This is a genomic window from Dentiradicibacter hellwigii, assembly GCF_041770905.1.
Classification (GTDB): domain Bacteria; phylum Pseudomonadota; class Gammaproteobacteria; order Burkholderiales; family Rhodocyclaceae; genus Propionivibrio; species Propionivibrio hellwigii.
This window is the reverse complement of record NZ_JBEUWX010000001.1, coordinates 352,957-378,753: the sequence shown is the minus strand read 5'-3', so window position 1 is coordinate 378,753 and position 25,797 is coordinate 352,957. Positions and strand designations below refer to the sequence as shown.

The 25,797-nt window shown below is 57.0% G+C and carries 19 protein-coding genes, 1 other RNA gene and 1 pseudogene; 6 read left to right on the top strand and 15 right to left on the bottom strand.

Annotated elements, in window-relative coordinates:
* Genes mraY through mraZ form a run of 7 tightly spaced genes read right to left on the bottom strand, consistent with a single transcriptional unit; the run spans nucleotide 1 to nucleotide 7,605 of the window.
* Nucleotides 1-1,089 carry a phospho-N-acetylmuramoyl-pentapeptide-transferase gene (gene mraY / locus ABCS64_RS01715; protein ID WP_418890212.1) on the bottom strand — a complete coding sequence of 363 codons (1,089 nt, stop codon included), beginning with the start codon at nucleotides 1,087-1,089 and terminating at the stop codon, nucleotides 1-3.
* Nucleotides 1,089-2,585 (bottom strand): UDP-N-acetylmuramoyl-tripeptide--D-alanyl-D-alanine ligase, encoded by a 1,497-nt coding sequence (locus tag ABCS64_RS01710; RefSeq protein WP_418890297.1) that lies wholly within the window; start codon nucleotides 2,583-2,585, stop codon nucleotides 1,089-1,091. The genes mraY and ABCS64_RS01710 overlap by 1 nt, the downstream gene beginning before the upstream one ends.
* 5 nt (nucleotides 2,586-2,590) lie before the next feature.
* A complete protein-coding gene (locus tag ABCS64_RS01705) occupies nucleotides 2,591-4,114 on the bottom strand; it encodes a UDP-N-acetylmuramoyl-L-alanyl-D-glutamate--2,6-diaminopimelate ligase (RefSeq protein ID WP_418890211.1) in 1,524 nt (507 codons plus the stop codon).
* Entirely contained in the window at nucleotides 4,111-5,934 is a 1,824-nt protein-coding gene (locus ABCS64_RS01700) for a peptidoglycan D,D-transpeptidase FtsI family protein (protein WP_418890296.1), read from the bottom strand. The genes ABCS64_RS01705 and ABCS64_RS01700 overlap by 4 nt, the downstream gene beginning before the upstream one ends.
* Nucleotides 5,934-6,209, bottom strand: a complete 276-nt coding sequence (gene ftsL, locus ABCS64_RS01695; RefSeq protein WP_418890210.1) for a cell division protein FtsL — start codon at nucleotides 6,207-6,209, stop codon at nucleotides 5,934-5,936. The genes ABCS64_RS01700 and ftsL overlap by 1 nt, the downstream gene beginning before the upstream one ends.
* Nucleotides 6,209-7,147 (bottom strand): 16S rRNA (cytosine(1402)-N(4))-methyltransferase RsmH, encoded by a 939-nt coding sequence (gene rsmH, locus ABCS64_RS01690; protein ID WP_418890209.1) that lies wholly within the window; start codon nucleotides 7,145-7,147, stop codon nucleotides 6,209-6,211. Before rsmH ends, ftsL begins: the two co-directional genes overlap by 1 nt.
* 11 nt (nucleotides 7,148-7,158) lie before the next feature.
* Nucleotides 7,159-7,605, bottom strand: coding sequence for a division/cell wall cluster transcriptional repressor MraZ (gene mraZ / locus ABCS64_RS01685; RefSeq protein ID WP_418890208.1), 447 nt, complete (start codon nucleotides 7,603-7,605; stop codon nucleotides 7,159-7,161).
* A gap of 793 nt (nucleotides 7,606-8,398) precedes the next feature.
* On the opposite strand from mraZ, the pseudogene ABCS64_RS01680 reads away from it, so the two are divergent.
* Nucleotides 8,399-8,696 (top strand): annotated as a pseudogene (locus ABCS64_RS01680) (excinuclease ABC subunit UvrA); the annotation flags it as partial.
* 75 nt (nucleotides 8,697-8,771) lie between these two features.
* Nucleotides 8,772-10,481: an ATP-dependent nuclease gene (locus ABCS64_RS01675; protein ID WP_418890207.1), complete on the top strand. Its 1,710-nt coding sequence runs from the start codon at nucleotides 8,772-8,774 to the stop codon at nucleotides 10,479-10,481.
* A 465-nt stretch (nucleotides 10,482-10,946) separates the two neighbouring features.
* Here ABCS64_RS01675 and ABCS64_RS01670 read toward each other — a convergent pair whose 3' ends face one another.
* The 8 genes from ABCS64_RS01670 to rsmI form a co-directional block, all read right to left on the bottom strand.
* On the bottom strand, nucleotides 10,947-11,411 hold the full coding sequence (locus tag ABCS64_RS01670) for a hypothetical protein (RefSeq protein WP_418890206.1): 465 nt from the start codon (nucleotides 11,409-11,411) through the stop codon (nucleotides 10,947-10,949).
* A gap of 1,135 nt (nucleotides 11,412-12,546) precedes the next feature.
* The gene (locus ABCS64_RS01665) at nucleotides 12,547-13,494 is read right to left on the bottom strand and encodes a Bug family tripartite tricarboxylate transporter substrate binding protein (protein ID WP_418890205.1); all 948 of its coding nucleotides are present in this window, start codon (nucleotides 13,492-13,494) and stop codon (nucleotides 12,547-12,549) included.
* Between the two features lie 140 nt (nucleotides 13,495-13,634).
* An RNA gene (gene rnpB, locus ABCS64_RS01660) (RNase P RNA component class A) lies at nucleotides 13,635-14,025 on the bottom strand.
* Between the two features lie 1,439 nt (nucleotides 14,026-15,464).
* On the bottom strand, nucleotides 15,465-16,970 hold the full coding sequence (locus ABCS64_RS01655; protein ID WP_418890204.1) for an efflux transporter outer membrane subunit: 1,506 nt from the start codon (nucleotides 16,968-16,970) through the stop codon (nucleotides 15,465-15,467).
* Nucleotides 16,971-17,018: 48 nt separating this feature from the next.
* Nucleotides 17,019-18,962 (bottom strand): MacB family efflux pump subunit, encoded by a 1,944-nt coding sequence (locus ABCS64_RS01650; protein ID WP_418890203.1) that lies wholly within the window; start codon nucleotides 18,960-18,962, stop codon nucleotides 17,019-17,021.
* The gene (locus ABCS64_RS01645; protein WP_418890202.1) at nucleotides 18,962-20,278 is read right to left on the bottom strand and encodes an efflux RND transporter periplasmic adaptor subunit; all 1,317 of its coding nucleotides are present in this window, start codon (nucleotides 20,276-20,278) and stop codon (nucleotides 18,962-18,964) included. Before ABCS64_RS01645 ends, ABCS64_RS01650 begins: the two co-directional genes overlap by 1 nt.
* A 229-nt stretch (nucleotides 20,279-20,507) precedes the next feature.
* Complete coding sequence (pyrC, locus tag ABCS64_RS01640) at nucleotides 20,508-21,542, bottom strand: dihydroorotase (protein ID WP_418890201.1); 1,035 nt, start codon at nucleotides 21,540-21,542, stop codon at nucleotides 20,508-20,510.
* A 31-nt stretch (nucleotides 21,543-21,573) separates the two neighbouring features.
* Entirely contained in the window at nucleotides 21,574-22,470 is an 897-nt protein-coding gene (rsmI, locus tag ABCS64_RS01635; RefSeq protein ID WP_418890200.1) for a 16S rRNA (cytidine(1402)-2'-O)-methyltransferase, read from the bottom strand.
* Here rsmI and ABCS64_RS01630 point away from each other — a divergent pair.
* From ABCS64_RS01630 to ABCS64_RS01615, 4 genes are all read left to right on the top strand, one after another.
* Nucleotides 22,469-22,903, top strand: a complete 435-nt coding sequence (locus ABCS64_RS01630) for a YraN family protein (RefSeq protein WP_418890199.1) — start codon at nucleotides 22,469-22,471, stop codon at nucleotides 22,901-22,903. The genes rsmI and ABCS64_RS01630 overlap by 2 nt on opposite strands.
* A 552-nt stretch (nucleotides 22,904-23,455) precedes the next feature.
* On the top strand, nucleotides 23,456-24,223 hold the full coding sequence (locus ABCS64_RS01625) for a basic amino acid ABC transporter substrate-binding protein (protein ID WP_418890198.1): 768 nt from the start codon (nucleotides 23,456-23,458) through the stop codon (nucleotides 24,221-24,223).
* Between the two features lie 19 nt (nucleotides 24,224-24,242).
* The gene (locus ABCS64_RS01620; protein ID WP_418890197.1) at nucleotides 24,243-25,010 is read left to right on the top strand and encodes an amino acid ABC transporter permease; all 768 of its coding nucleotides are present in this window, start codon (nucleotides 24,243-24,245) and stop codon (nucleotides 25,008-25,010) included.
* Nucleotides 24,988-25,719 carry an amino acid ABC transporter ATP-binding protein gene (locus ABCS64_RS01615; protein WP_418890196.1) on the top strand — a complete coding sequence of 244 codons (732 nt, stop codon included), beginning with the start codon at nucleotides 24,988-24,990 and terminating at the stop codon, nucleotides 25,717-25,719. Before ABCS64_RS01620 ends, ABCS64_RS01615 begins: the two co-directional genes overlap by 23 nt.
* The last annotated feature ends 78 nt before the right edge of the window (nucleotides 25,720-25,797 follow it).

Below are 25,797 nucleotides of genomic sequence, written 5' to 3'. Positions count from 1 at the left end.
TCAACGGATCTTCAGCGTGGACAGTCCGATCAGCACCAGGATGATGGTGATGATCCAGAAACGAACGACGACCTGGGTTTCTTTCCAGCCGCCCAGCTCATAGTGGTGATGCAGCGGCGCCATCCGGAAAATGCGCTTGCCGCCCGTCAGCCGGAAATAGAGGACCTGCGCTGCGACCGACAGCGTTTCGGCAACGAAAATACCGCCCATGATCGCCAGCACAATTTCCTGACGGACGATCACGGCCACGGTACCCAGCGCACCGCCCAGCGCCAGCGCGCCTACATCGCCCATAAAAACTTCCGCCGGATAGACGTTGAACCACAAAAACCCCAGTCCCGCGCCCGTCAATGCGCCAAGAAAAACGGCCAGCTCGCCTGCGCCGGGGATATATGGCATCAGCAGGTAACGGGCAAAAACGGCATTGCCGGCTACGTAGGCAAAAATCGCCAGCGCCGCCGCGACCATCACTGCCGGCATAATCGCCAGACCATCGAGACCATCGGTCAGATTGACGGCGTTACTGGTGCCGACAATGACCAGATAAGTAAGAATGACAAAACCGGCGATACCGAGCGGATACGCCACCGTTTTGAAAAACGGCACGATCAGTTGCGTTTGCGCCGGCAGCGTCGAAGTCATCGCCAGATAGAGGGCGACGAGTAGCCCGATCACCGACTGCCAGAAATATTTCCAGCGGCTCGCCAATCCTTTGGGGTCACGGTAGACGACTTTTTTCCAGTCGTCGTACCAGCCGATCGCGCCAAAACCCAGCGTCACGATCAGAATCACCCAGATATAGCGATTCGTCAGATCGCTCCAAAGCAGTGTCGTAACGGCGATCGAAATCAGAACCAGCACGCCGCCCATGGTCGGTGTTCCCGATTTGGAAAGATGCGTTTGCGGACCGTTCTGACGCACGGCCTGGCCGATTTTTTTGGCCGCCAACCAGCGAATTACCGAGGGCCCGGCAATAAAGGAAATCGTCAGCGCCGTCAGCGCCGCCAGGACCGCGCGCAGGGTGATGTAAGCGAATACATTAAATCCGCTGATGCTTTGCGACAGCCATTGCGCCAGAGCCAACAGCATTATGCTTTCTCTCCTGTCAATTGCGGCTTTGCGGGCTGTTCTGCCTGCTCCGCCCGCTCCGCTTGCTCCGCACATCCCGCCGGTTTTTTGGGCGCATCCTTCGGCGGGGCGCCAGTATTTTCTTGAGGCGTTGCCAGCAAGGCTTCGATCACCCGTTCCATATGCATGAAGTGCGAGCCTTTGACCAGCACGGTCGTTCCGGGCTGCATCTCCTGCCGCAGCGCGGCCACCAGAGATTCCAGCCTGCGAAAATGTTCGCCGCCCGCACCGAAATTGCGCACCGCCAGCTGGCTCGTCTCGCCCAGCGCCAGCAGGCGGTCAATCCCTTGGCTCTTGGCATAGCCGCCCACCTCGTCGTGATACTGGCCGCTCATATCACCGATTTCGCCCATGTCGCCGAGCACCAGAATTCTGCGTCCGGGAATTGCCGCCAGCACATCAATGCCGGCCCGCACAGAATCGGGATTGGCGTTATACGTATCGTCGAGCAGCAACGCGCCATTCGGCCCGGCCAGCCGCTGCAAACGCCCTTTGACGCCGGCAAAAGCCCCCAGACCGGCGCAAATGGCGTCCAGCCCAAGCCCCGCCGCCCATGCCGCCGCCGCCGCACCCAGCGCATTATGGGCGTTATGGATGCCGGGCGCCGCCAGGGCGACCTCAGCCTCACCCGCAGGCGTCGACAAATACAGGCGGGATTCCAGTCCATGCCCCGCATAACGGCCGCGCACACTGGCGGGGGATTCAAAGGCAAAATCGACAATGCGTCGGCCGGCCGCCTGCGCACGCCACCGCTCAGCCCACGGATCGTCGGCATTGATCACGGCGACGCCGGACTCGTCCAGCTCGCCGAAAAGACTGCCTTTTTCGGCAGCGACGTTTTCCAGCGACCCCATGCCGGACAAATGGGCACGCTGTGCATTGGTGACAATCGCCACGGTTGGCCGCGCCAGACGCGCCAGCGCAATAATTTCGCCGGGCCGGTTCATGCCGATTTCGACAACGGCCGCGCGGTGTCGGGCGTCAAGCCGCAGCAGGGTCAGCGGTAGCCCGATATCGTTATTGAAGTTGCCCTGCGTTGCCAGCACGGCATCGCCAAAAGCGGCGCGCAGGATGCTGGCGATCATTTCCTTGGTCGTCGTTTTTCCGTTGCTCCCCGTCACGGCGATCAGCGGCAAGGAAAAACGCGAACGTCGCCAGCCGGCCAGCAAACCCAGCGCCTGCCGCGTATCAGCCACGACGACCAGTGGCAGACCGGGAACATCGACTTTCTGCACGGCGTGTCCGTCGATGACCGCCGCTGCAGCGCCCGCTGCCTGGGCGGCGGCAAGAAAATCATGGCCGTCGAAACGTTCGCCGCGCAAGGCAATAAAAAGCTCGCCCGCGGCAATCTGCCGGCTGTCGCAGGAAACGCCGGTCAACAACCGGTCACGCCCTTCCTCCGCCCGGCCGTCGAGCAGATAACCGCCCATCGCCTGAATAGCTTCCTGCAGGCGCATCGCACTCATGAACGCACCTCCCGGCGTACGGCCAGCGCCGCCCGCACTTCAGCAACATCCGAGAACGGGCGGCGTTCGCCGGCGATTTCCTGATAAGGCTCATGCCCTTTGCCCGCCAGCAGAATGACCTCTGTCGACGACACGGCCAGCACGGTACGACGAATCGCCGCAGCACGATCGACAATGAACTCCGCATCGGGCGCGCCGACGCGAATGGCTTCAACAATCCGTTCCGGATCTTCACTGCGCGGATTGTCGCTGGTGATCACGACACGATCGGCCAGCCGCGCGGCGACTTCACCCATCAAAGGACGCTTACCGGCATCACGGTCACCGCCACAGCCGAAAATGACCGTCAACCCGCCGCCGCGCGCCTCAGCCAGGCCACGCAAGGCGATCAGCGCATTTTCCAGCGCGTCCGGCGTATGTGCGTAATCGACGGCAATCAGCGGATCATCAGCGCCGCCGATTTTTTCCAGCCGCCCCGGCGGCGGTGTCAGCGCATGCAGACGCCCGGCGATTTCGCGCGGCGTCATCCCGGCATCAGCCAGTACAGCCGCCACGGCCAACAGATTTGAAACGTTATAACGCCCCAGCAGGCCAGTCTCGATTTTGGCGCGGCCGTGCGGCCAGTCCGGCATGTCAGGAATTTCCGGAATGACCAGCCAGAAAGACATGCCTTCGGCGGTTTCCTGAATCGATTCGGCACGCAGGACATTCGCACAGCCGATGCCCTTATCGGGTTGGGTGGCATAACACACCGTCCGGCAAGCCGTTGTTTGTCTAGCGAGTTCGGCGCCAAACGGATCGTCGACGTTGATGACGGCCAGTCGCAGATCCGGCCAGTCGAACAAACGCTTCTTGGCGGCCGCATAGGCTTCCATCGTGCCGTGATAGTCGAGATGGTCGCGTGTCAGATTGGTAAAGATCGCCACATCGACATGAGCGCCATCGAGCCGCCCTTCCTCAATACCGATCGAGCTGGCCTCCAGGGCGCAGGCCTGCGCTCCCGCATTGGCAAACCGGCGCAGACAGCGCGCTAACGTCGTCGCTTCCGGCGTCGTCAGCCCGGTTGTTTCCAGCATATTGCGGAATTCCGCACCCAATGTGCCGATCGACGCGCAAGGCCGTGGATGCGCCTGCGCCAGCCAGTGGCTAATCGAGGTTTTACCATTGGTGCCGGTTACGGCAATCAACGATAACCGTTCGCTCGGTTGTCCGAAAACGGCATGCGCCAGCGGTCCGCACAGGGCGCGCACACCTTGCGCCGGCAGGTTGGCCAGACGCCATTCCGGCTGCCAGGAGAAGGCATCGCCATCCTCCCACAACACGGCCGCCGCGCCGCGCGCAACAGCATCGGCGATATGCGTGCGGCCATCGGCAGAATCGCCCGGATAGGCCATGAACAGATCGCCCCGCTGAAGCTGACGGCTATCGTCGGTAACGCCCAGCGGATCGGCGCCCTGCGCACGCAACTGCGTCAGGACATCAGCCGCGGAAAGTGAGGGCGGAACATTCGGCCGACTCATAGCGACTCCTTCGCAGGCGAGCTGATATTTTTTCCGCTTCTGCCGGCGACGCGCACCGGCGTATTGGATTTTTCCACTCCAGCCGTCCGCAGCACGGGCTTTTCCGGCGTACCCAGCGGCGCATCGGGCGGGACGCCCAGCGTGCGCAGAGCGCTGCCCATGATGCCGGAAAACACCGGCCCGGCAACATCACCGCCGTAATAGCGCCCGGCGCCCGGCTCGTCGATCATGACCGCCACTACGAGACGCGGATTGGAAACCGGCGCAAAACCGACGAATGAGGCAATGTATTTTTTGACATATTGCCCGCCCTCGATCTTGTAAGCCGTCCCCGTTTTACCAGCGACGCGGTAACCGGCCACCTGCGCTTTGCGCGCCGTGCCGCCCGACTGAACCGCCATTTCCAGCATGGTGCGCACTGCCCGCGCTGTTTTAGGCGTAAAGATTGACTGGGTGCCTTCCGGCGTCGCATCGACATCTTCGGATTTGGTGAGCGCCAATGGGATCAGCTCACCGTCACGTGCAAATACCGTGTAGGCACGCGCCATCTGCATTAGCGAAACGGAAATACCGTGCCCATACGACATGGTTGCCTGCTCGACGGGACGCCACTGCTTCCACGGCCGCAGCCGGCCACTCACTTCGCCCGGGAAACCGAGCTGCGGCGTACGGCCGAAACCGACCGTGTTAAACATTTCCCACATCTGGCGCGGCGAGAGCATGGCGGCAATCTTTGCCGTACCGATATTGGACGATTTCTGGATCACCTGCGCCACCGTCAGGTCGCCATGCGGATGCGCATCAGAAATCGTTGCCGGGCCAATTTTCATGCGGCCGGGCGCGCAATTGATGACCGTATTGAAATTCACCTTGCCGTGATCCATCGCCAGTGCGATGGGGAAAGGCTTCATGACCGAACCGGGTTCATAGGTATCGGTCAGCGCACGATTGCGCAGCTGCGCCCCGGACAGGCGCGCACGGTTGTTTGGGTTATACGTCGGCCAGTTGGCCAGCGCCAGAATTTCACCCGTGCGGGTATCAATGACGACGGCGCCACCCGCTTTGGCCTTGTGCTCGGTAACGGCCTGCTTGAGCTGGCTGTAAGCGAGATACTGAATTTTCGAATCGAGCGCCAGACGGATATCGCTGCCATCCTGAGGGGGTTTGATCGAACCCACGTCTTCAATGATCTGACCTCGCCGGTCACGGATCACGCTGCGGCTGCCCGCACGACCGATCAGCTGATCCTGAAAAGCCAGTTCGACGCCCTCCAGCCCTTTGTCATCGACGCCGGTAAAACCGACGATATGCGCCGTCATTTCACCGGCCGGGTAGTAGCGCCGATATTCCTGATCCTGCCCGATGCCCGGCAGCCCTAGCGCCGCGACGCGCTCACCGATTTCCGGCGGCAGCTGCCGCTGCAGGAAGACGAAAGATTTTTCACTCGCCAACTTCTTCTTCAGATCGGCGGGCTTCATTTCCAGCAGCGAGGCCAGTTGCTTCGTCTGCTGCGGTGACAACTTCGCTTCCGCCGGCACCGCCCAGATAGATTTCATCGGCGTTGAGATGGCAAGAATGTCGCCGTTACGGTCGGCGATGCGGCCGCGCAATGCATTGATTTGCAGATCACGACGGTAGCGCGATTCACCTTTCCCCTGCAAAAACTCATCATTCAGCATTTGCAGATAGAAAGCGCGCACAATCAACACGCCAAAGCCAAACAAAATCAACAGGCCGATCAGCCGCGAACGCCAGGCCGGCAGGCGCAGCTTAAGCACCGGACTTTCGGCGAATCGATGCGCACGCGGACTAAAACGCATCATCTTGCAACACCCCCTGTCGATGCCGTCAGCACCCTACCGGCTTCCGGTGTGTGCATCTTCAGTTTTTCCCGGGCAATTTTTTCAATGCGCGGCGACGTCGCCCAGGTCGATAACTCGAGCTGCAACTGGTCAAATTCAACATCCAGTTTTTCAGCGTGCCGCTGTTCGGCCTCCAGCGCCTGAAAAAGTTTGCGCGCCTTGTGCTGCGAGGTCACGATACCCAGCGCGCAAAATACGGCGGCCAGCAGCAGAAACATATTAATGCGGATCATCAAGCGGCCTCCGCTATCGTCAGATCACCCAGTCGTTCCGCCACGCGCATCACGGCACTGCGCGCACGTGGGTTGGCGGCAACTTCAGCCGCACCCGCACGCACCGGCTTACCGACCAGGCGCAAACACGGTTTCGGCAATTCAACCGCCCGCAGCGGCAAATGTTTCGGTAGCCTGTCCGCCGACGATTGCTCGCGCATGAAACGCTTGACGATGCGATCTTCGAGTGAATGAAAACTGATCACGACCAGCCGGCCGCCATGCCTAAGCGCATTCACGGCCTGCGGCAGTACTAGCGCGAGCTGATCGAGTTCCCGATTGACGTGAATCCGTAGAGCCTGAAAGGTCCGCGTCGCCGGATCCTGGCCGGGCTCACGGGTCCGCACGGCCGCGCGTACCAGCGCGGCGAGCTGGCCGGTGGTTGCAAGCGGCTGCTCGCGCCGAGCAGCCACAATCTTCTTTGCAATCTGGAAAGCAAACCGTTCTTCGCCATAATTTCTGATGACCTCCGTAATTTCCCTGATATCGGCGCTTGCCAGAAATGCCGCAGCCGTTTCACCCTGAGTCGTGTCCATACGCATGTCGAGCGGCGCATCGAAACGAAAACTAAAACCGCGCGATCCATCGTCAATTTGTGGCGAGGACACGCCCACGTCGAGCAGCACGCCATCCACCGCAGCGATGCCCGCATCCCGCAACGCCTCGGACAAATCGCCAAAATTGCAATGCCGCACCGTCAGACGGGCGTCCTGAATGGCCTCTGCCGCTGCCACCGCCTGCGGATCACGGTCGAACGCCAGCAGACGGCCGCCGTCACTCAGACGTTCGAGAATCGCCCGGCTATGACCGCCACGACCAAACGTACCATCGACATAAATTCCGCAAGGTTTCACTGCCAATGCCTCGACGGCTTCTTTCAACAGAACTGTTTGATGCATCAAGCGTTCGCTCACAGCGCCAAGCCTTCCAGATCGGAAGGCAAAGTCTGATCGCCGATGCCCGTAAAGACTTCCATCTGCCGCTGCCAGTTGGCATCCGACCAGATTTCAAAATGCGTTCCCTGCCCAACCAGCCAAACCTGTTTTTCCAGCTGAGCGAACTGACGCAACTCCGGTGCAACCAGCAACCTTCCGGCCGCATCAACGCCCTCGTCGCGCGCATTACCGACAAGCAAACGCTTGATTGCTGCCGATTGTGGATTGAGGCTCGAGGCCGCCAGCACTTTGTCACGAATCGGCGCCCAAGCCGGCTCGGGATACAGCAAGAGACAACGATGCGGATGCGCGGTCAGCACCACGTGCCCCCCCGAAGCCGCGGCGAGCGGCTCCCGATGGCGCGCCGGAATGGCTAACCGACCTTTGGCATCGAGATTGAGCGCAGTTGCACCCTGAAACATCGAATCTGACCTCTTGCGAAAAATTAGAGAAAGATTTTCCACTTCTCACCACTTTCTCCCACTTTAAGGCAAAGATTAAAGCAATGCAAGCGTTTTTCCGTATTTTTTCAATCCGTACAATGACTTACACAGGTTTTGAATAAATTTTGTGAAAAATTTTTCCTTAAAAAACAATGGGAAAAATTTATAACTTAAAGTCGTTTATTACGAATAGCCAGCAGCAAACGGATCTGAGCAGGATTTGTGCTCTCAAAGCGCGCGCATGCATGCCGCTTTTGCTGCGGCGCCTACCGGCTCTTTGTTCATAGGGGTTTTAGAAAAGACTCCCTGGAGTCCTTGTATTTAGCGCATCTCCGGGCGCCCGGCCCGCCAGCCCTTTATTGATAAGGACTTCAGAGGCGCCTGCCCGGAGCTCCTCTATCCATGCAGGTTTTGAAAGTGCATGCCCGCAAACGCCCTATCCACGCGGAATTCAGAGGGTTAATCGAGCACGGTGTTCCAGTTTATGTTTTTTGATGCCGTGAAGCCCTTGTATTTAGGGGGCTTCCGGGCATTTTATGTTTTCTGCCTTATTCGCGCAGATCTCAGAGAAGTGCCCTGAAAGCTTAATAGCGGCTTGACTTTGCCAAAAGACAAGACGGCAAACTGCTATGTTTTAGGCGGCGCAGAAAGGATGCCCGCAAACCCGCGTAAACAGTGAATCTCAGAGCACCTTCCCTGAAGCCCTTTATTTATAAAGGTTCCAGAGGTGGGCCGGGAAACGCCCTGTTTACGCGGACTCCAGCGCTGCCTTTCGGCAAACACCCTTTCCGGCGGCGAAGCCCAGCGCGTCAAACTCGCCTTGGAACTCTCCAAACGCGACACCGGCAGAACGCTCTACATCTTCGACGAACCCACCACAGGCCTGCACTTCGCCGACATCGCCCTGCTGCTGGAAGTAAGTGATAGGTCGTCTGAAAGGCAAAGGCAACTCGATTGTGATTATCGAACATAAGCTGGACGTTATAAAAACGGCTGATTATATTATCGACTTAGAGCCGAAAGGCGGTGATGGTGGAGGAAGAATTATTACTTCAGGTAGCCCCGAGTAAGTGGCGAAGGTTAAGGGAAGTTATACTGGGGAGTATTTGAAATCATATTTAAAATATTAGCGAGGTAACAACATTATGTATATCAGCGAACTTTGTTTAAAAAATTATAAATCATTTAAAAACATAAATATCAAATTTAATGAAAAATTTAATATTATCGTAGGAGAAAATAATATTGGCAAAAGTTCCATATTTGAAGCTTTATTATTATGGAAACATATATATAATTTATTTATAAAATCTACTAACAAAAGAAAGAAGTTTTATAGCAATACTACGCCAACATATCTAAATTTTAATGATTTGAATCAAATAAGAATTGTTAATGACGATGATTTATTTTTTGATAAAAATCATAGAAAAGCATCTATTTTAGTAAAAATAACAGATAATGATGAAATTTTCAGTTTAGAAGTTTCACTAGAAAAAACAACTATTAAAAACTCTTACTTCAGAATTTATAGAAATAATGATTTTGATAGATTTGCAAAACATATAGAAAATAAGTCCTGTTCTCTGCAAGATGCCATTTTTATTTATCAAACTAAACCATTATCAGCCATATATAAAAATGAACCATTTTATAATAATGGGCAAATTGAAGCTAAAATAAATTTAGGTAAGTCTCATGACGTTTTAAGAAATAAAATACTCAAAACAGAAATTTCTGGGGATGTTAAGGTAGATGAAAAATTTAGCAAATTAGAACGAAGAGTGAATAGTATATTAGGAACTAAATATAAATTTAGGTTCAAAAATAGAAATAGAAATGATGATGAGTTTATAAAAATATCAATTATTAAAGAAGAGAATGCAGACCAAAAAACAAAAGGATCAGATTTAGATATTTCTTTAATGGGCAGCGGTTTTCTTCAAATAGTAGAAATATTTAGTACCCTTGAATATATCAAACAAGTAACTGATGGGATTTGCTTAATTCTAGTTGACGAGCCAGACTCACACATTCATGCAAATACTCAAGTTAATTTAATTAAAGAACTTAGAACAACATCGGAAAATAGCCAAGTTTTTATTATTTCACACAATGATAGGTTAATATCAGAGGCGTATGAGGGAGAGTTACTATATTTAAACAACGAAGCCAAACAATGTGGTGAGTTAAAACTACTCGATGCCCATCTGTATGACAAAGTATCTGAAGAACTTGCAGGAAATCTATCTGACGAACCATTACCATTAATATTGACCGAAGGAAAAACAGATAAAATTATTCTAGAAATTGCATGGAGGAAATTATATCCTGATGACTCTATGCCATTTAAAATAATCCAATCTGGAATTAATAATATTGATGAATCAAAAAGAGTAGGAAATGCAGACACTGTAAGAAGAACAGTAGAGTTTTTGTCAACTATTTATGATGGGATTGTGATTGGATTATTTGATAATGATAGAGAAGGTGTTGAGCAATTAAAAGGTTTAAATAAGGCAATATTTGAAGATTTTCATTGTGAATCATTTATTTTAAGAAAACATAAAACTAAAGCGTTCTATGGAATAACTCTACCTGTTCCTCAAAATAGAAAACTTTTTGTTACAGAAGATGATATTACTCAAAGATATTTGTCTATTGAAATGTATTTCCCAGATAAACTTCTTGAACAGAATGGTTTAAAAGGTGCAAGTATATTAAATACAGAAGTGTTTAAACTAAATGATAGTCATAAGAGTGATTTCGCAAATATATGTGATCAGTTTGATAAATCTAGTTTTAATAATTTTTACATACTATTCGATGAAATAAAAAGGATTCTAAATGAATGAAAACAAGCAAGCCGTAGCCTGCATACCCACCCGCATGCGTGGCTTTGCCACACACCCTACCTGTGAATCACACAGAGCTTCAAAATAAACGCGTAGGGTGTGTGCGGCACGCACACGGTTGTTTGATTGACGGTTCGCCCTTCCCAAATTTACTTTCGTTGAAGCTGCCACTTTTCAGACGGCCTCAAATACAAATACGGTCTACCCATCAATCCCTAAACCACCCGCCCATCTAAAACAAACCAATGTGCAGGCTGCTTTTCAACTCCGTTGAAGCTTCGTTCTCAGCAAGCTGCCATTTAAATATCTTATTGATAAAGGCTACCTGAAAGCGTCAGCTTCAACGAAGTTAAAACGAACGAAGTAAGTTTCCGCGAAGCTAAAATAATTCGCTTCAATCAGCAGAAATATTTTTCAGGCAGCCTTTTATATCTGGCGGCTCAAAAATCCCGTCAATCTCTTTCATCACGCACCAAACAACGCCGCTTTGCCTTCCGCGCCGGAAACATCCAGCACTTCGATTCCTTCCCCGTCCAGCACAGCCTGCGTCAGCATGACCACGCCGCCGGAGGAGCCGATTTCCAAAATCCGCCGCACGCCCAGCGCGGCCATCCTGCGGCATTCGGCTACCCAGTCCACCGGATCCATCAGAATATTGTGCGCGATGCCGCGCGCCTGTTCCACGTCCAAACCGTAGGCTGCCGCCCATTCGGCCACTTGCGCTACGGCGGGCAGCATGGCGGGGTGGAAGCCGACTTCCACGTCCAGCCGCCACAGCAGCTTTTCGGGCGTTTGGCCGTTTGCGTCTTTCACCGTGTCCGACAACACGCCGCACGCGCGCGCCACCGATTCGGGCTTGCCGCTGACGACAAATCCGTCCGCGCTGTTTTGCAAGCCGATGCACGGGCGGTCTGCCGGATAGGTAAGCACGGAGCGCCCTAATCCCCTTAGGCGCAGCCGCAGGCGCGGGACGGCTTGGCGGAAGCAAGGGCTTGATTATCCGAGCGTGAACGAGTTATCAAGCCCGCCGACAAGCTGCACGCAACAAGGGAAGTCTGCGTTTAGGGTCGCATTTACTCGCTTCGCTCGCACTTCGTGCCGTTGCTAAAGCAACGTTCAAAAACCTTCGGATTTTGCTTTGCTGACTTTCTTTGGCGAGATAAAGAAAGAAGGTAGGAAAGTCAGCAGGGCGCGCTGCCGCTCAGCGCTACAGACTTAAAAGAAGTTGCACGGTTGGAATCAGCGCGCAAGCTGTGGCGATTCTTGTTTTTTAGTTTCGGAGCACTTGCCCTGAAGTCCTTTACCCACAGTCGTTACAGAAGGGCTGCCCGCTAGCCCGCGTATTTAGGGCATTTCAGAGAAGAGCGCCCGCAAGTCCTTTATTTGCGGGCATCTCTAAGGAAATGCTCTGGAGCCCTTGTAAACGGGGTATCTCCGGGCACCTTGTCCCGAAACCATTACAAACAGACCAGAAAACATAAAATGCGCTGAAACGCCCTAAATACAAGGGCTTCAGAGCATCACAAAACATAAACCGTACACTGTGCCCGACCAGCTCTCTCAAACCTGTGTAGATAGGGCATCTTCGGGCTCACGGCCCACTAGCCCTTGTATTTAGGGCATTTCAGAGTAGGCGCTTCCGGAACCCTTATAAACGGGGCATCTCCGAGCGCCTGCCCGGAAATCTTTTATTTACCTACATTTCCAAAAGGGCGCCCTGAGGCCCTTTATTGATAAGGGCTTCAGAAGCGCCCGCCCGAAAATGCCCTATCCACGCGGGTTTCGGAGCACCTCAAAAAAACCTCTCGCCCTGTGAGAGAGGAATTTGGGGAGAGGGCAAATAAAGGGATGCTCGGAGACCATTTATCCAGGGGGTTCCAGCGGTATCTGTCAGCAATTACTTTGCCGGTCGTTGGCGTCGTGCAGTTCTGCGCCGGCGGCAGGCCGGCCTGCACGTAATGAAAACGGCAGGCTCGGGGCCTGCCGTCATCTTTTGCCGTTATTTTTCTGCACACCTTTCGGGGCGCGGCGCGGCCCGTTCAGGCGGCTGCGGGCGCGCGGGCGCTCAATCCGGTTTGATGCCAGCGCGTTCGATCACACCCTTCCAGGCGGCCGTTTCATTTTTGATCAGCGTTGCGAATTGCTCAGGCGATCCGCCAGCGACTTCCGCACCGGCCACCAACAGCTTTTGTTTCACCTCGGGCAAAGCCAGAATCTTTTCGATCGCCGTATTCAACTGCGCCACGACGGTCTTGGGCGTGGAGGCCGGCACAAAAAAGCCATTCCATGTCGTCGCATCAAACTCCGGATACCCCTGCTCGGCCACCGTAGGCAAATCCGGCAAAACGGCGGAGCGTTTGGCATTCGATACCGCCAGCAGCCTGACCTTGCTGTCGCGCAAGAGCGGTTGCACATTGGACAGCGCGGCGAACAGCACCTTGACGTCACCGCGTCCCAAAGCCAGCGCCGCCGCCGGACCGCCGTTGAAAGGAATATGCAGCATGGACATTCCGCTCTTCATCTTAAGCAGCTCCATTGCCAGATGTGACAGCGAACCGTTACCGACAGAAGCGTAATCGATCTTGTCCGGCTGACTCTTGGCCAGCGCCACCAGCTCGCCCACCGAATTGACTTTAAGATCGGTGCGTACCGCCAGCACATTGGGCTGTGTCACCGCCAGAATGACAGGCAGGAGATCGCGCTGCGGCGCATACGGCAACTTTGAAAACAGCGAGGGGGCCACGGTAATCGGGCCGTTATAGGCCAGCAGCAAGGTGTGCCCGTCCCGCGCCTTGACCACGGCGTCCGTCGCAATGGTGCCGCCTGCGCCGGCCTTATTGTCGACGATGACCGTCTGCCCCAATTCACCGCCCAGCTTATCGGCAACCAGCCGCGCCACGATATCGACTGAACTGCCCGCCGGCGCAGAAACAACAAGGCGCACCGTCTGCGTCGGCCAGGCATTCTGCGCATGAGCGCCCATCGACATCGAAACCACGGCCAGCAACGCCATCAGTCGCCGCCCCCAAAGCCCCCCACACCGCAAACAAATATTCCGCATAGTTTTCGCCCTATCCACACATTAGAAATGCAACAAAAACGGCAAATCGCAGCGCCGGCAAAACTCCCCGCCGCGCACCGCCTCGCCGGAAAAAAGGAAGCCGGCCGATAAGCCGGGTTCTGTCGTGGGCAACCATTCCTCTAGGTACGCCGTTACCGACGCACTCAAGCGGCCTACCCGGAAGCGACGCGAGCCACGTCCATGCTTCCCTATTTGGCCTTGCTTCGGATGGGGTTTGCCGTGCCGTCCGTGTTACCACGTCCGCGGTGAGCTTTTACCTCGCCGTTTCACCCTTGCCTGTGCCGAAACAGCGATCGCACATGACGATGCCCGTTCGGCCATCGGCGGTCTGCTCTCTGTTGCACTTTCCGTCGCCTTGGGTCTTTCGACTTGCTGCGCCCGGCCGTTAGCCGGCATCCCGCTCTGTGAAGCCCGGACTTTCCTCTCCGCGCCGCAGCGCGCAGCGGTTGCCTGGCCGACTTCCCGACGGAATTATACGGTAGCGCGTCACCGGGCAGGCGTTTTGTTTTACCAGCAGGCACCCCGGAGGCCCGTGTAAACAGGGCGTTTCCCGGCACCTCCCCGGAAACCCGCGTGGATAGAAAATCTCCGGGCGGGTGCTCTGCACGGGAGAGGTTTTTTAGGGTGTTCCGAAACCCGCGTAAACAGGGCGTTTCCGAGCATCCTACCCGGAAGTCCTTTATTTATAAGGGTTCCAGAGGTGCCTGTCCGCAAACACCCACTCCACACGGGGTTGCGGGCAGCCCTTTTTAAAAACCAGACAATTTATAGCGGCTCGACTTTGCCAAAAGACAAGGCGGCGAGCCGCTGACAGTACGAGTAGTACGGCAAGGCGAAGCCAACGCCGTATTTTGGCAAAGGAAGCCGCTATTTCAGAGCGGGCGCGGGGCGGCTTGGCGGAATCAAGGGCTTGATTGTTTGAGCGTGAGCGAGTTAATCAAGCCCGCCGCACAAGTACCACTCCAACCCCCGACAAGGAGTCTCCTGCGCCTGGGGTCGCCTTTCTTTGCTAACTTTCTTTGGCGAGATAAAAAAAGAAGGTAGGAAAGTCAGCGGGGTGCGCTGCCGCTCAGCGCAACGGCATCAAGAGAAGTTTAGTGGGCGGAAGTCAGTGCGTAGGCTGTGGCGGTTCTTGTTTTTAGTTTCGGAACACCTGCCTGCTAGCCCGCGTATTTAGGCCGTTTCAGAGGGGTTGCCCGCTAGCCCGCGTATTTAGGGCATCTCAGAGCACCATGCCCGCTAGCCCTTTATTTACAAGGGTTCCAGAGGTACCTACCCGGAAATAGCCTATCCACGAGGGGTTCCGGGCATATCTCTTTGCGTATTCGATCACTACGAAGCACCCAGAAACCCCTTAGGCGCAGCCGCAGGCGCGGGACAGCTTGGCGGAAGCAAGGGCTTGATTGTTTGAGCGCAAGCGAGTTATCAAGCCCGCCGCCAGGCAACCCGCGACAAGGAGTTTTCTGCGCCTGGGGTCGCTTTTCTTTGCTGACTTTCTTTGGCGAGGCAAAGAAAGTCAGCGGGGTGCGCTGCCGCTCAGCGCAACGGCATCAAGAGAAGTCTCGTGGGCGGAAGTCAGTGCGTAGGCTGTGGCAATTCTTGTTTTTAGTTTCATGGCACCTACCCGGAAGCCCGCGTATTTAGGGCATCTCTGGGCAGGTGCTCTGAAGTCCTTTATCCGCGCGGGTTTCGGAACATCTCCCCGACAGGGAGAGAATTGGAAAAATTCGGGAGGCGGAAGCGCAGGCGCATCTCCAAAAATAGGTGACCGGAAGCCCGCGTATTTAGGGCATCTCCGGAGGGGATGCTCTGAAGCCCTTATAAATAGGGCGTTTTAGAGGCAACTGCCCGCAAACGCCCTATCCACGCGGGTTTCCGGGCAGCCCCCGGTCTGCCAGGTATTAATTGCCGGCCGAGTTGCCGGTTTGACCGCCCGCCGCATTGTCAGCCATGTTGTCGGCCTTATCGTCATCCGCGCGCGGGCGCGCTGCTTCATGATCGCCGGCCGTGCCTCCCAGCGCCAGATGCAGCGCAAGGCTGCGGCTGAGCTGCTGGTAGCGGTTGGTGAGCAGGCTTTCCTCCACATTACGTGTCGCATTCTGTTTTTCGAGGTAGCTCTGCAAATCGACGGCGCCCGCCTGGTAGCGGGCCAGTGTGAGATTTTCGATTTCCCGCGCCTGCGCGAAACGCTGTTGCAGGTGAACCGCGTCGGTTTGCGCCAGACCGAGTCCCAATAGGGCTGTCTGCGCCTCACCCAGCGCCTTGTAGAGCGTCTGGCGGAAATTCGCCAAAGCCTGTTGATAGCCCACTTCGGCCTCTTTTCGGGCGATCTCCTTGCGGTGGTAGTTCAGGAAAGGCAGGGCAATGGCCGCGGTCAACGCCCCCACAGGATTTTCAAAAATTTTCCGCAGACGCTCGGCGCTGGAGCCCAGGCTGGCGCCGAGGTTGAGTTCCGGGTAAAAGTCACGCTCGGCGATGGCAATATTGCCCAGGTTCTGTTGCAGACGGTACTGCGCGGCACGCAGATCGGGGCGTTGCGCCAAAAGGCGCGCCGGCACGGACACATCGACAGCAGGCAATTTGAAATCAGCGAGCGTTTCCTGCACCTTCGGCAACGGTCTGGGCGCACTGCCCAGCAGAATAGACAGGGCGACTTCATGCTGCTGGCGCTGGTTTTCAAGGTTGTCGCGGCTGCTTTCCAGAATGCTCAGATTCTGCTCGGCCTCGGCCACATCGAGGCGGGAGGCGCCGCCGGCCTCGTATCTGGCGCGGGTGATTGCGAGAATCTGTCCGGCATAGCCAAGATAGGCGCGATTCAGGGTCAGTTGGTCGGCCACGTACACCAAGTCAAGGTAGCGGGCGATGACGTCGCCGATGAGTGAAAGGCGCGTGGCAAGCAAGTCTTCGGCGCTGGCTTCCTGGCCCCAGCGGGCATTATCCTGCGCCAGCCACAGTTTGCCCCACAGATCGACCTGATAGCTGATGCCCAGACTGGCGCTGTAGTTATAGGTCGTGCGCTGCGTCTCGTCATCGAGCTTGCGGCTGAAATTGGCGGAGGCCGTGCCGTTGTAGCTGGGCAAGCGATCTTGCAGGGCATTGTCTACGGCCAGGCGGGATTTGCGCCAGGCAAACCCCGCGGCGGCCAAGCTCTGGTTTTTTGCCAGCGCGTGTTCAACAAGGCGGTTGAGTTCAACGCTGCCATAGTCCCGCCACCACTGGCTCGATCCTGCCTGGCTTTGGATGGCCGAGTGAAACATCCATGTGGTCGGGATGTCAGTCGTCGTCTCGATGTCACGCCGCAAATCCCCCGGCGGCTGCATGGCACAGCCGGCCAGAAACAGAACGATGGGCAGAAACCTGGCGCTGACATTCATGGCAAATCCCCAATCCGCGCCGCTTCCGGCCATTTCGACGTTATGATTTTCCCTGTCATTTTCTTGTCACCATGCATGCGCCTACTCCCGGCTGAGCGCCTCGACCGGATCGAGACGAGCCGCATTGCGCGCCGGTAAAAAGCCAAAAATCATGCCGATGCCGCTGGCACATAAAAAAGCGGCAACAATGGAAGCGGCGGAATAAATCAACTTGAACTCGGTACTGGCCTTATTGAGGATCCAGCCAAGCCCATAGGCCAGGCCGATGCCAAACGCGCCGCCGAGCAGGCAGAGCATGAGCGCTTCGACCAGAAACTGCATCATGATGTCGCCCTGCCGTGCGCCGATGGCCATGCGGATGCCGATTTCGCGCGTGCGTTCTGTCACTGAAACCAGCATGATGTTCATCACGCCGATACCGCCGACAACGAGCGCAATCGCGGCAATCGTGGAAATGAGCAGCGTCAGGACCTGGGTCGTCTGGGTAATGGCCTTGCGCAGGCTGTCGCTGTTGAACAACGTAAAGTCCTTGCTGCCATGGCGCCGCGTCAAAATGCGGGTAATGGCATCTTCAGCCACCGCCGTGTCGATACCGTCACTGATGCGCAATGTAATGCTGGAAACGTAGGTACGCCCCAGCAGACGGTTCATCGTCGACGTATAGGGCATAAAGACATTAATGTTGTTGCTGTTGCTCAGATGCGCCTGTTTTTCAGTGTTGGCAACGCCGACGATCCGCACCGGCACATTGTTAAGCAGGACGATTTTGCCTAGCGCGCTTTCCTCGCCAAACAGGTTTTTTTCGCCAGCCTGGTCGAGGATGGCAACAGCGGCATAATCATCCACATCCTGTTTGCTGAAAACGCGCCCGCTCAACATGGGGATGTTCTGCACCTGAAAATATTGCTCGCCGACGCCAGTCAGCTGGCCGGTCAAATCTTTACCGGCATAGCGTACCGTGGGGCTGGCGTTAACCGTAGGCGTCGCGCTGTCGATGAAATTTTGCTGGGCGAGAATCTCAGCATCCGCCGGAACGAGGGTGCGGATGCGCGCAGAACGGCGATCACCAAAAGACCCCGGGAAAACCTGAATCGTATTGGAACCCAGATCGCTGATGTTCTCCAGCACTTGCTGTTGCGCCCCCTGGCCCAGCGCCACCACGCTTACCACGGAAGCAATGCCGATGATAATGCCGAGCATGGTCAGAAAGGCACGCAGCTTGTGCCCGCGGATGGCGCGCCAGGCCATACTCACGGCGGAAAGCAGGCGGCCGGCGCCAAACCGGCTGCCCTGCAGCTGCAAGGCAGGGGCTTGGCGGCGCGCATGGTGCGGCGACGGCGACCGACGATGGTCGCTGATGATCTCGCCATCATGGATTTCAATGATCCGTTCGGCATGTGCGGCAATATCGCGGTCATGCGTGACGAGAATAATGGTATGGCCTTCATCATGCAGTTCGCCCAGGATCCGCATCACGTCCTCGCCGCTGCGGCTGTCCAGCGCGCCCGTCGGTTCGTCGGCGAAAATAATCTGTCCGCCATTCATCAGTGCGCGGGCAATGGAAACCCGCTGCTGCTGGCCGCCGGAAAGCTGGTTGGGTTTATGTTCCAGACGATCTGCCAGCCCCAGGCGGGAAAGCAGCATTTTGGCGCGCGCGCTGCGCGCTTCGGCGCCGATGCCCGCATAAACGCTGGGAATGGCGACATTTTCCCAGGCATTCAGGTCACTGAGCAGGTGATAGCGCTGGAAAATGAAGCCGATATTTTCCCGGCGCAGTCTGGCGCGCGCCGCCGGGTCGATATCGGCCGTATTCTGACCGTTGATGAGGTATTCGCCTTCACTGGGGCGATCCAGGCAACCCAGGATATTCATCAGGGTCGATTTGCCTGAGCCGGACTGGCCGATGATGGCGACCATTTCCCCCGCCTCGATATCGAGATTAATATTTCTGAGAACGGTAATATCCTGATCGCCGCTGGGGAAACGCCGGAAAAGGCCACGGACGCGGATGAGCGGTGACGCCATCAGAACGGGCCTCCCGGGCCGCCCGGACCGCCAACGATCAGGCTGCCCGCACCGCTCACGGCCGTGCTGACGACGACTTCCTCACCCTCGTTCAGACCTTCGAGAATTTCCACATTGACGCCGTCTTCCAGGCCGGTTTTCACGGGCTGCGTGCGGGTTTTGCCATGCTCCGCCACCAGGACTTCTTCCCCCTTCCCTTCCTTGCGCGCTTGCAATGCCGTCATCGGCACGATCAGGACATTCTTCGCCTCGCCGACGGTAATGACCATATTGGCGGTCATCCCGATACGCAGCTTGCCTTCCGGGTTGGGCACATCCATTTTTCCGTAATAGTAAACAGCTGTCTCCGTATTAGAAGAAGTCGTCGCTGCAGAAGTCGCCGTCGTGCTGTTTGACGTGGCAAGAGGCGCCGGGTCGATCGATTCGAGAACGCCCTCATAACGTTTTTTATCGGCGCCGAGCAGGGTGAAATAGGCAGCCATGCCGGGCTTGAGTTCGCTGACATCCGCCTCGGCGATTTCCGCCTTCACCGTCATGGTGTCCGTCTGTGCAATGGTGACCAGCGTCGGGCTGTCCTGCACGGCGTTGACCGTCTGCCCCTTTTCGACCGCGACGGAAACGACCACGCCATCCATGGGTGCGGTCACACGCGTATAGCCGAGCGTTACGCCGGCATTGTCCAGGCTCAGCTGGCTTTTCTGGATATCCGCGCGCGCCTGGGCCACCGCGCTTTTTGCCGACTTCAGCGCGGCAATGGCCGACTCCAACGTCTCGCGCGCCGCCGCGCCCTTGTCAACCAGCGTTTTTTGTCGATCGTGACGCTGCCGCGCCTCCTCCAGCTTGGCCTGAGCGGTCAGTAGCGCCGCCTTGCTCGACGCCAGCTCTGCCGCCGCGCTGTCGCGCGCATTTTGCTGCGTGCTGGCATCGATATCGGCAATCGGGTCGCCCGCCTTGACGCGATCGCCGATATTGACGTAAAGCGCACTGATTTTTCCCGAGACCTGCGCACCGACCTTGACCGACTTGAACGCCTGTAGCGCACCGCTGGCAAGGACGGAACGGGTAATGTCGCCACGGCTGACGACGGCGGTAATGTGCTTGGGTGTTTCACTGGCGGATTTTCTGGCGGCATACCAGGCGTAAGCGCCGTACCCGGCAACAAGCAGCAATACGACCAGCGCAACGCGCACGCCGCGCCCGAACTTGCTAAAAATAACGCGATGGATTCTACTGAGCCCACTGCCGCCGCCACCGCCATTTTTCTGGTTTTTCTCGTCTGCTTTTTCGTTTGCCTTGTCGTCTGTCTTTTCGCTCATAAAACACTATCCCTCTACCGTTTTTATGCCATTTGATCGACGGGCAATTATAGAGGTGGACAATACGGAAAATATTGCGGCATATTGATAATGAATTACGAATTGTTAAATGGCGTTAAATGACACCCGCCTCCAGGGATGCGCCGTAGCCGGCTTTCAGGGCAACAGGGCGAACACGCGGGCGGCACCGGTTTGCGCCCACAAACCGGTAGCCGTTGATTCCGCCAGGTTACTCCGCCAGTCGCCAGTGCACCGCCTCACCGGCGCGCAGGGGAACGAGTTTTTCCTCGCAACCGTAAGCCAGTTCCACCGGCATCTGCCATTCGGCGCGCTCTAGCGTAATCCGCTCGGTATTACGCGGCAGCCGGTAAAAATCCGGGCCATTAAAGCTGGCAAACGCCTCCAGCCGATCGAGCGCGCCCGCGGCCTCAAAGGCCTCCGCATACAGCGCGATCGCCGCCAGCGCTGTATAACACCCGGCGCAGCCGCAGGCCGCCTCCTTGGTGTGACGGGCATGCGGCGCGGAATCGGTGCCAAGAAAAAATTTCCGGCTGCCGGAAGTCGCCGCCTTCACCAGCGCCGCGCGGTGCCGTTCGCGCTTGAGCACGGGCAGGCAGTAATAGTGCGGCCGCACGCCGCCGAGAAAAATGGCATTGCGGTTATACAGCAGATGATGTGCGGTGATCGTCGCGGCTACATTGTCTGCCGCCGCTTCGACAAACTCGGCGGCCTCCTGGGTCGTAATGTGCTCAAAGACCACGCGCAACCCCGGGCGACGGCGGAGCAGCGGTTGCAGCACCCGCTCGATAAATACTTTTTCGCGGTCGAATAGGTCGATCGCCGAATCAGTCACTTCACCGTGCATCAGCAGCGGCATACCAATTTTTTCCATCTCGGCCAGCGCCGCATCGCATTTGGCGAGGTCGGTGACACCGGCGTCGGAATTGGTCGTCGCCCCGGCCGGATACAACTTGACGGCATGCACGAAACCGCTGTCGGCGGCCTTGCGGATTTCATCCGCCGACGTGTTGTCCGTCAGGTACAGCGTCATCAGCGGCAAAAACCCGCTGCCTGACGGCAGGGCGGCCAGGATACGCTGGCGGTAAGCCGCCGCCGCATCGACCGTCGTCACCGGCGGCTTCAGGTTGGGCATGATGATGGCGCGGGCAAACTGGCGCGCACTATGCGGCAGCACGGCTTTCAGCGCCTCACCGTCACGCAGGTGTAGATGCCAGTCGTCAGGTCGGGTCAGTGTGATTTGCATGGCTTGAGCGTCCTTTCAGTGTGGATAGAAATCACCGGCCATCCGGCCTGCCGGATTCGGTTTTGGAGTCGATCGACGAGTCCCTGGCTTCTACCATCGACAATGCCAGGCCGTACAGCGTTTTCCTGCCCGCGCCGGTGATTGCGCGCGCCAGATCGACGGCCTGCCTGACCGGCAGTCCGTCGGCCAGCAGCACACGCAACACGCGAGCGCCTTCATCATCGGCACCGTCACTGGCTGGGGCGCCGGAAACGATCAGGACGAACTCGCCCCGCTGCCGGTCGGGATCGGCCTCCAGCCAGGCCAGCCCATCTGCCAGCGGGCCGACATGAATTGTCTCGAACACCTTGGTTAGTTCGCGGGCGATCACCAATGTCCGCTGGCCGCGCAGTTCCTGCGCCAAGGCGGCGACCGACGCGAGAATGCGATGCGGCGCCTCATAAAATACCAGCGCGAACGGCAAACTGGCGAGATCGCGTAACGCGCGCTCGCGCTGCGCCGCTTTGGCCGGCAGAAATCCGTAGAACAGAAAATGCGGCGCCTCTATCCCCGCCGCAGACAACGCCGTAACCGCCGCGCACGCGCCCGGCAGCGGCACCACACGGAACCCCGCGGCGCGCACACGCGCCACCAGCCGGGCGCCGGGGTCGGAAATTGTGGGCGTCCCCGCATCCGTCACCAAGGCCACCGATTCGCCCGCCGCCAGACGGACGATAATCTGCTGCGCCGCGGCTTCCTCGTTGTGCTCGTGTGCCGCCAACAAATGGGCAGTCACGCCGAAATGCCGGAGCAACGGCGCACTGTGCCGCGTATCCTCGGCCGCCACCCACGGCACATTGCGCAGCACCTCAATGGCGCGCTGCGTCATGTCCCCGAGATTCCCCAGCGGGGTCGGGACTACATATAATGCGGGAGAATTTTCCGTCATGACCATATTCGTTGTTCGCAGCCCCCGTGCAATGCGCGATAACAATAGCACCAATCCCACACCCCGCGACACTGCGGCCGAGAAGGCCACCGATAAAGGCCGGCGCGCCGAACAGGCTGCCGCCGTATTCCTTGCCCGCCAAGGCTTGCGCGTCATCGCGCGCAATTACCACTGCCGCGGCGGAGAAATCGATCTCATCTGCCGTGATGGCAACACGCTGGTATTCGTCGAAGTCCGCCAGCGCCAAAGCCGCCGTTTCGGCGGCGCTGCCGCCAGTATCACGCCCGCCAAGCAGCGGCGCATCCTTCTCGCCGCCCGCCACTATCTAGCCAGTGAAAAGCGTCCCGACGCCATGTGCCGCATCGATTGCGTACTGATCGACGGCGAAAACATCGACTGGGTACGCAACGCATTTGATGCCGCGACTGACTAACAGAAGACGTTAATCCCCATCGGATTAACATTTATGCCGGGAAGAGAAGCTTGTGCATCGCCCCACTAATGCGGCGTCAATTGGCGAAGACGCCCCGGACACCATGACCTGAGCGATTTTTTCATGCCAGCCGGTAGCGCCCGGACTCCCCGCACAATACAACGCACAAGGCAACATTCTCTGCCGGATGTCGGCGAGGCTCTGGACAGAAGGCTCACTGCCCACACGCTTGGAAAATCAAGTACAGGGACAGGGCGGGAGACGAAGTACGTGGGCGCGAATTTTATTTATTCATACTGACAAGCGCTACGGCATTCAGCAATGCAGCCTTCTGACTTCGCCATACCATGTTCAAATGTCGCCAACGCCTGGGTTGCGGAAAAACGCTTACCGGATTGTTCAAGACAGCCGTTAAAAATTTTCCAGAGTGGCGTGCGGTTTCGCATACAATGCCGCTTTTGCGCTTTACTTCCGCAGCAAAATTAACAGAAAGACGCGAAGATTTTTAGTTTTGCCGTCCGCCGGATGGCGATTTTTTCAGGAAAAAAACATATGAAACTGCTCAGCAAAATACTGCTCCCATTGGGTCTGGCCGCTGTATTCGCCGGCGTCGCCAGCGCACAGCAGAAGGAACTTACGGTCGGGTCGAGCGCAACCTATCGCCCCTTTGCCTATGAAAGCCCAAGCAAGGAGATCGTCGGCTACGATATCGACATCATTAAGGCCGTCGCTCAGAAAGCAGGGCTGCAAATCAAGATCGTCAACACGCCGTGGACCGGCATTTTTGCCGCGCTGAACAACGGGGACGTAGATCTCATCATCTCCGGCGTAACGATCAACGACAAACGAAAACAGTCCTATGATTTCACCGCGCCCTATTTCGAGGCTCGCCAGCTGATCGGCGTCCACAAGGACAGCGCGATCAAGGGATTGAAGGATCTGGCCGGCAAGAAGATCGGCGTGGTGACCGGCAGCACGGGCGACGACATCGCCTCGCGCGAGTTCGGCAAAACCAGCCAGAACATCAAGCGTTTTGAAAGTACGCCGGTCGCCGTTTCCGAGCTGGCCAACAGCGGTGTCGATGCCGTTATCGGCGACAATGGCGTGATCGCCTACCGCGTGCAGGAGCACAAGCAGTTGAAAACGGTCAGCGACCCGAATTTTCCTAAGGAATATTTCGGCATCGCCGTCAAACAAGGCAACAAGGCGCTGCTCGACAAGCTCAACGCCGGTCTTGCCGCCATCAAAGCCGACGGCACCTACGCCCGCATTTATAAAACCTGGTTCCACGCCGAAGCGCCTGTACTGCCGGCCCAGTAACACAGGAGCGGCGTAACTGATGGACCCCGTACTCTGGTTTGGATGGTTCCGCGCCGACATCATCGCCGAATACAAGGTGATGTTCTGGCACGGCTTACAGATGACCATACTGGTCACTGTCGTGTGCATCGTACAGGGCACGGTGCTCGGCCTGTTCATCGGACTGGCGCGCCTGGCGGATGCGCGCCACGCTCCGGCGCGGCAAATCTGTCGTTACCTGCTGCGCTGGCCTTCCACTGTCTACGTCAGTTTCTTTCGCGGCACGCCGCTGTTCGTGCAGATCCTGCTGATTCATTTTGCCGTACTGCCGGTCTTCATCAACCCAACCGACGGCTTGCTGATTTCCGGCGAAATGGCGCGCAGTCTGAAGCAGAATTATGGCGCCCTCATTTCCGGCGTCATTGCGCTGACGCTCAATTCCGGCGCCTATATTTCAGAAGTTTTCCGGGCCGGCATCCAGTCGATCGACCGCGGGCAGATCGAAGCGGCGCGCTCGCTTGGCCTGCCCTTCTCGCGCACCCTGTACCATGTGGTGCTGCCTCAGGCTTTCCGCCGCATGCTGCCGCCGCTGGGCAACAATGCCATCGCGCTGCTCAAGGACTCCTCGCTCATTTCGGCCATCGGATTGGCGGAACTGGCTTATACCGCACGCACCGTCGCCGGCGCCTATTCGCGCTATTGGGAGCCTTATCTCACGATTTCGTTCATGTATTGGCTGCTGACGCTGGGGCTGGCCTGGGGAATCAGGAAACTGGAGGAGCGCTATGGGCGCGGCGATACGCGTTGAAGGCCTGACCAAGCGCTTCGGTACCTTACAGGTGCTGCGCGGCATCGACTGTACGGTACACAATTCCGAAGTTGTCTGCGTCATCGGCCCGTCCGGCTCGGGCAAAAGCACTTTCTTGCGCTGCCTGAACGGCCTGGAAGAAGCCTCAGGCGGGCGCGTGCTGGTTCACGGCGTCTCGGTGCATGACAACCATACAAATATCGACGCACTGCGTTCGGAAATTGGCATGGTGTTTCAGCGCTTCAACCTGTTTCCGCACATGACGGTGCAGGAAAACATCATCCTTGCCCCGATCAAGGTACGCGGCCTCGCGGAAGAAGAGGCCCGGGCGCGGGCGCATGACCTGCTCATCAAGGTCGGCCTGCTCGACAAGATCGACGCCTATCCTAACCAGCTTTCCGGCGGCCAGCAGCAGCGCGTTGCCATTGCCCGCGCGCTGGCCATGCAACCGGCGATCATGCTGTTCGATGAACCCACCTCGGCGCTCGACCCCGAGATGGTCGGCGAAGTCCTGAGCGTCATGCAGACACTGGCCGAAGAAGGGATGACGATGGTCGTCGTCTCGCATGAAATGGGCTTCGCCCGGCGCGTGGCGCACCGCGTGCTGTTCATGGACGAAGGCATGCTGGTCGAGGAAGGCACGCCGGAAGCGATCTTTGATAACCCGCGCGAAGAACGCACCCTGCGCTTCCTGAGCAAAGTCCTGTAGCGCCTTTCTGACGCGCTTTTTTAGTGAAACCTATGTTCTGACAAACGCGGCGGCAAGCGCGCTCCCCGCCAGACGCAA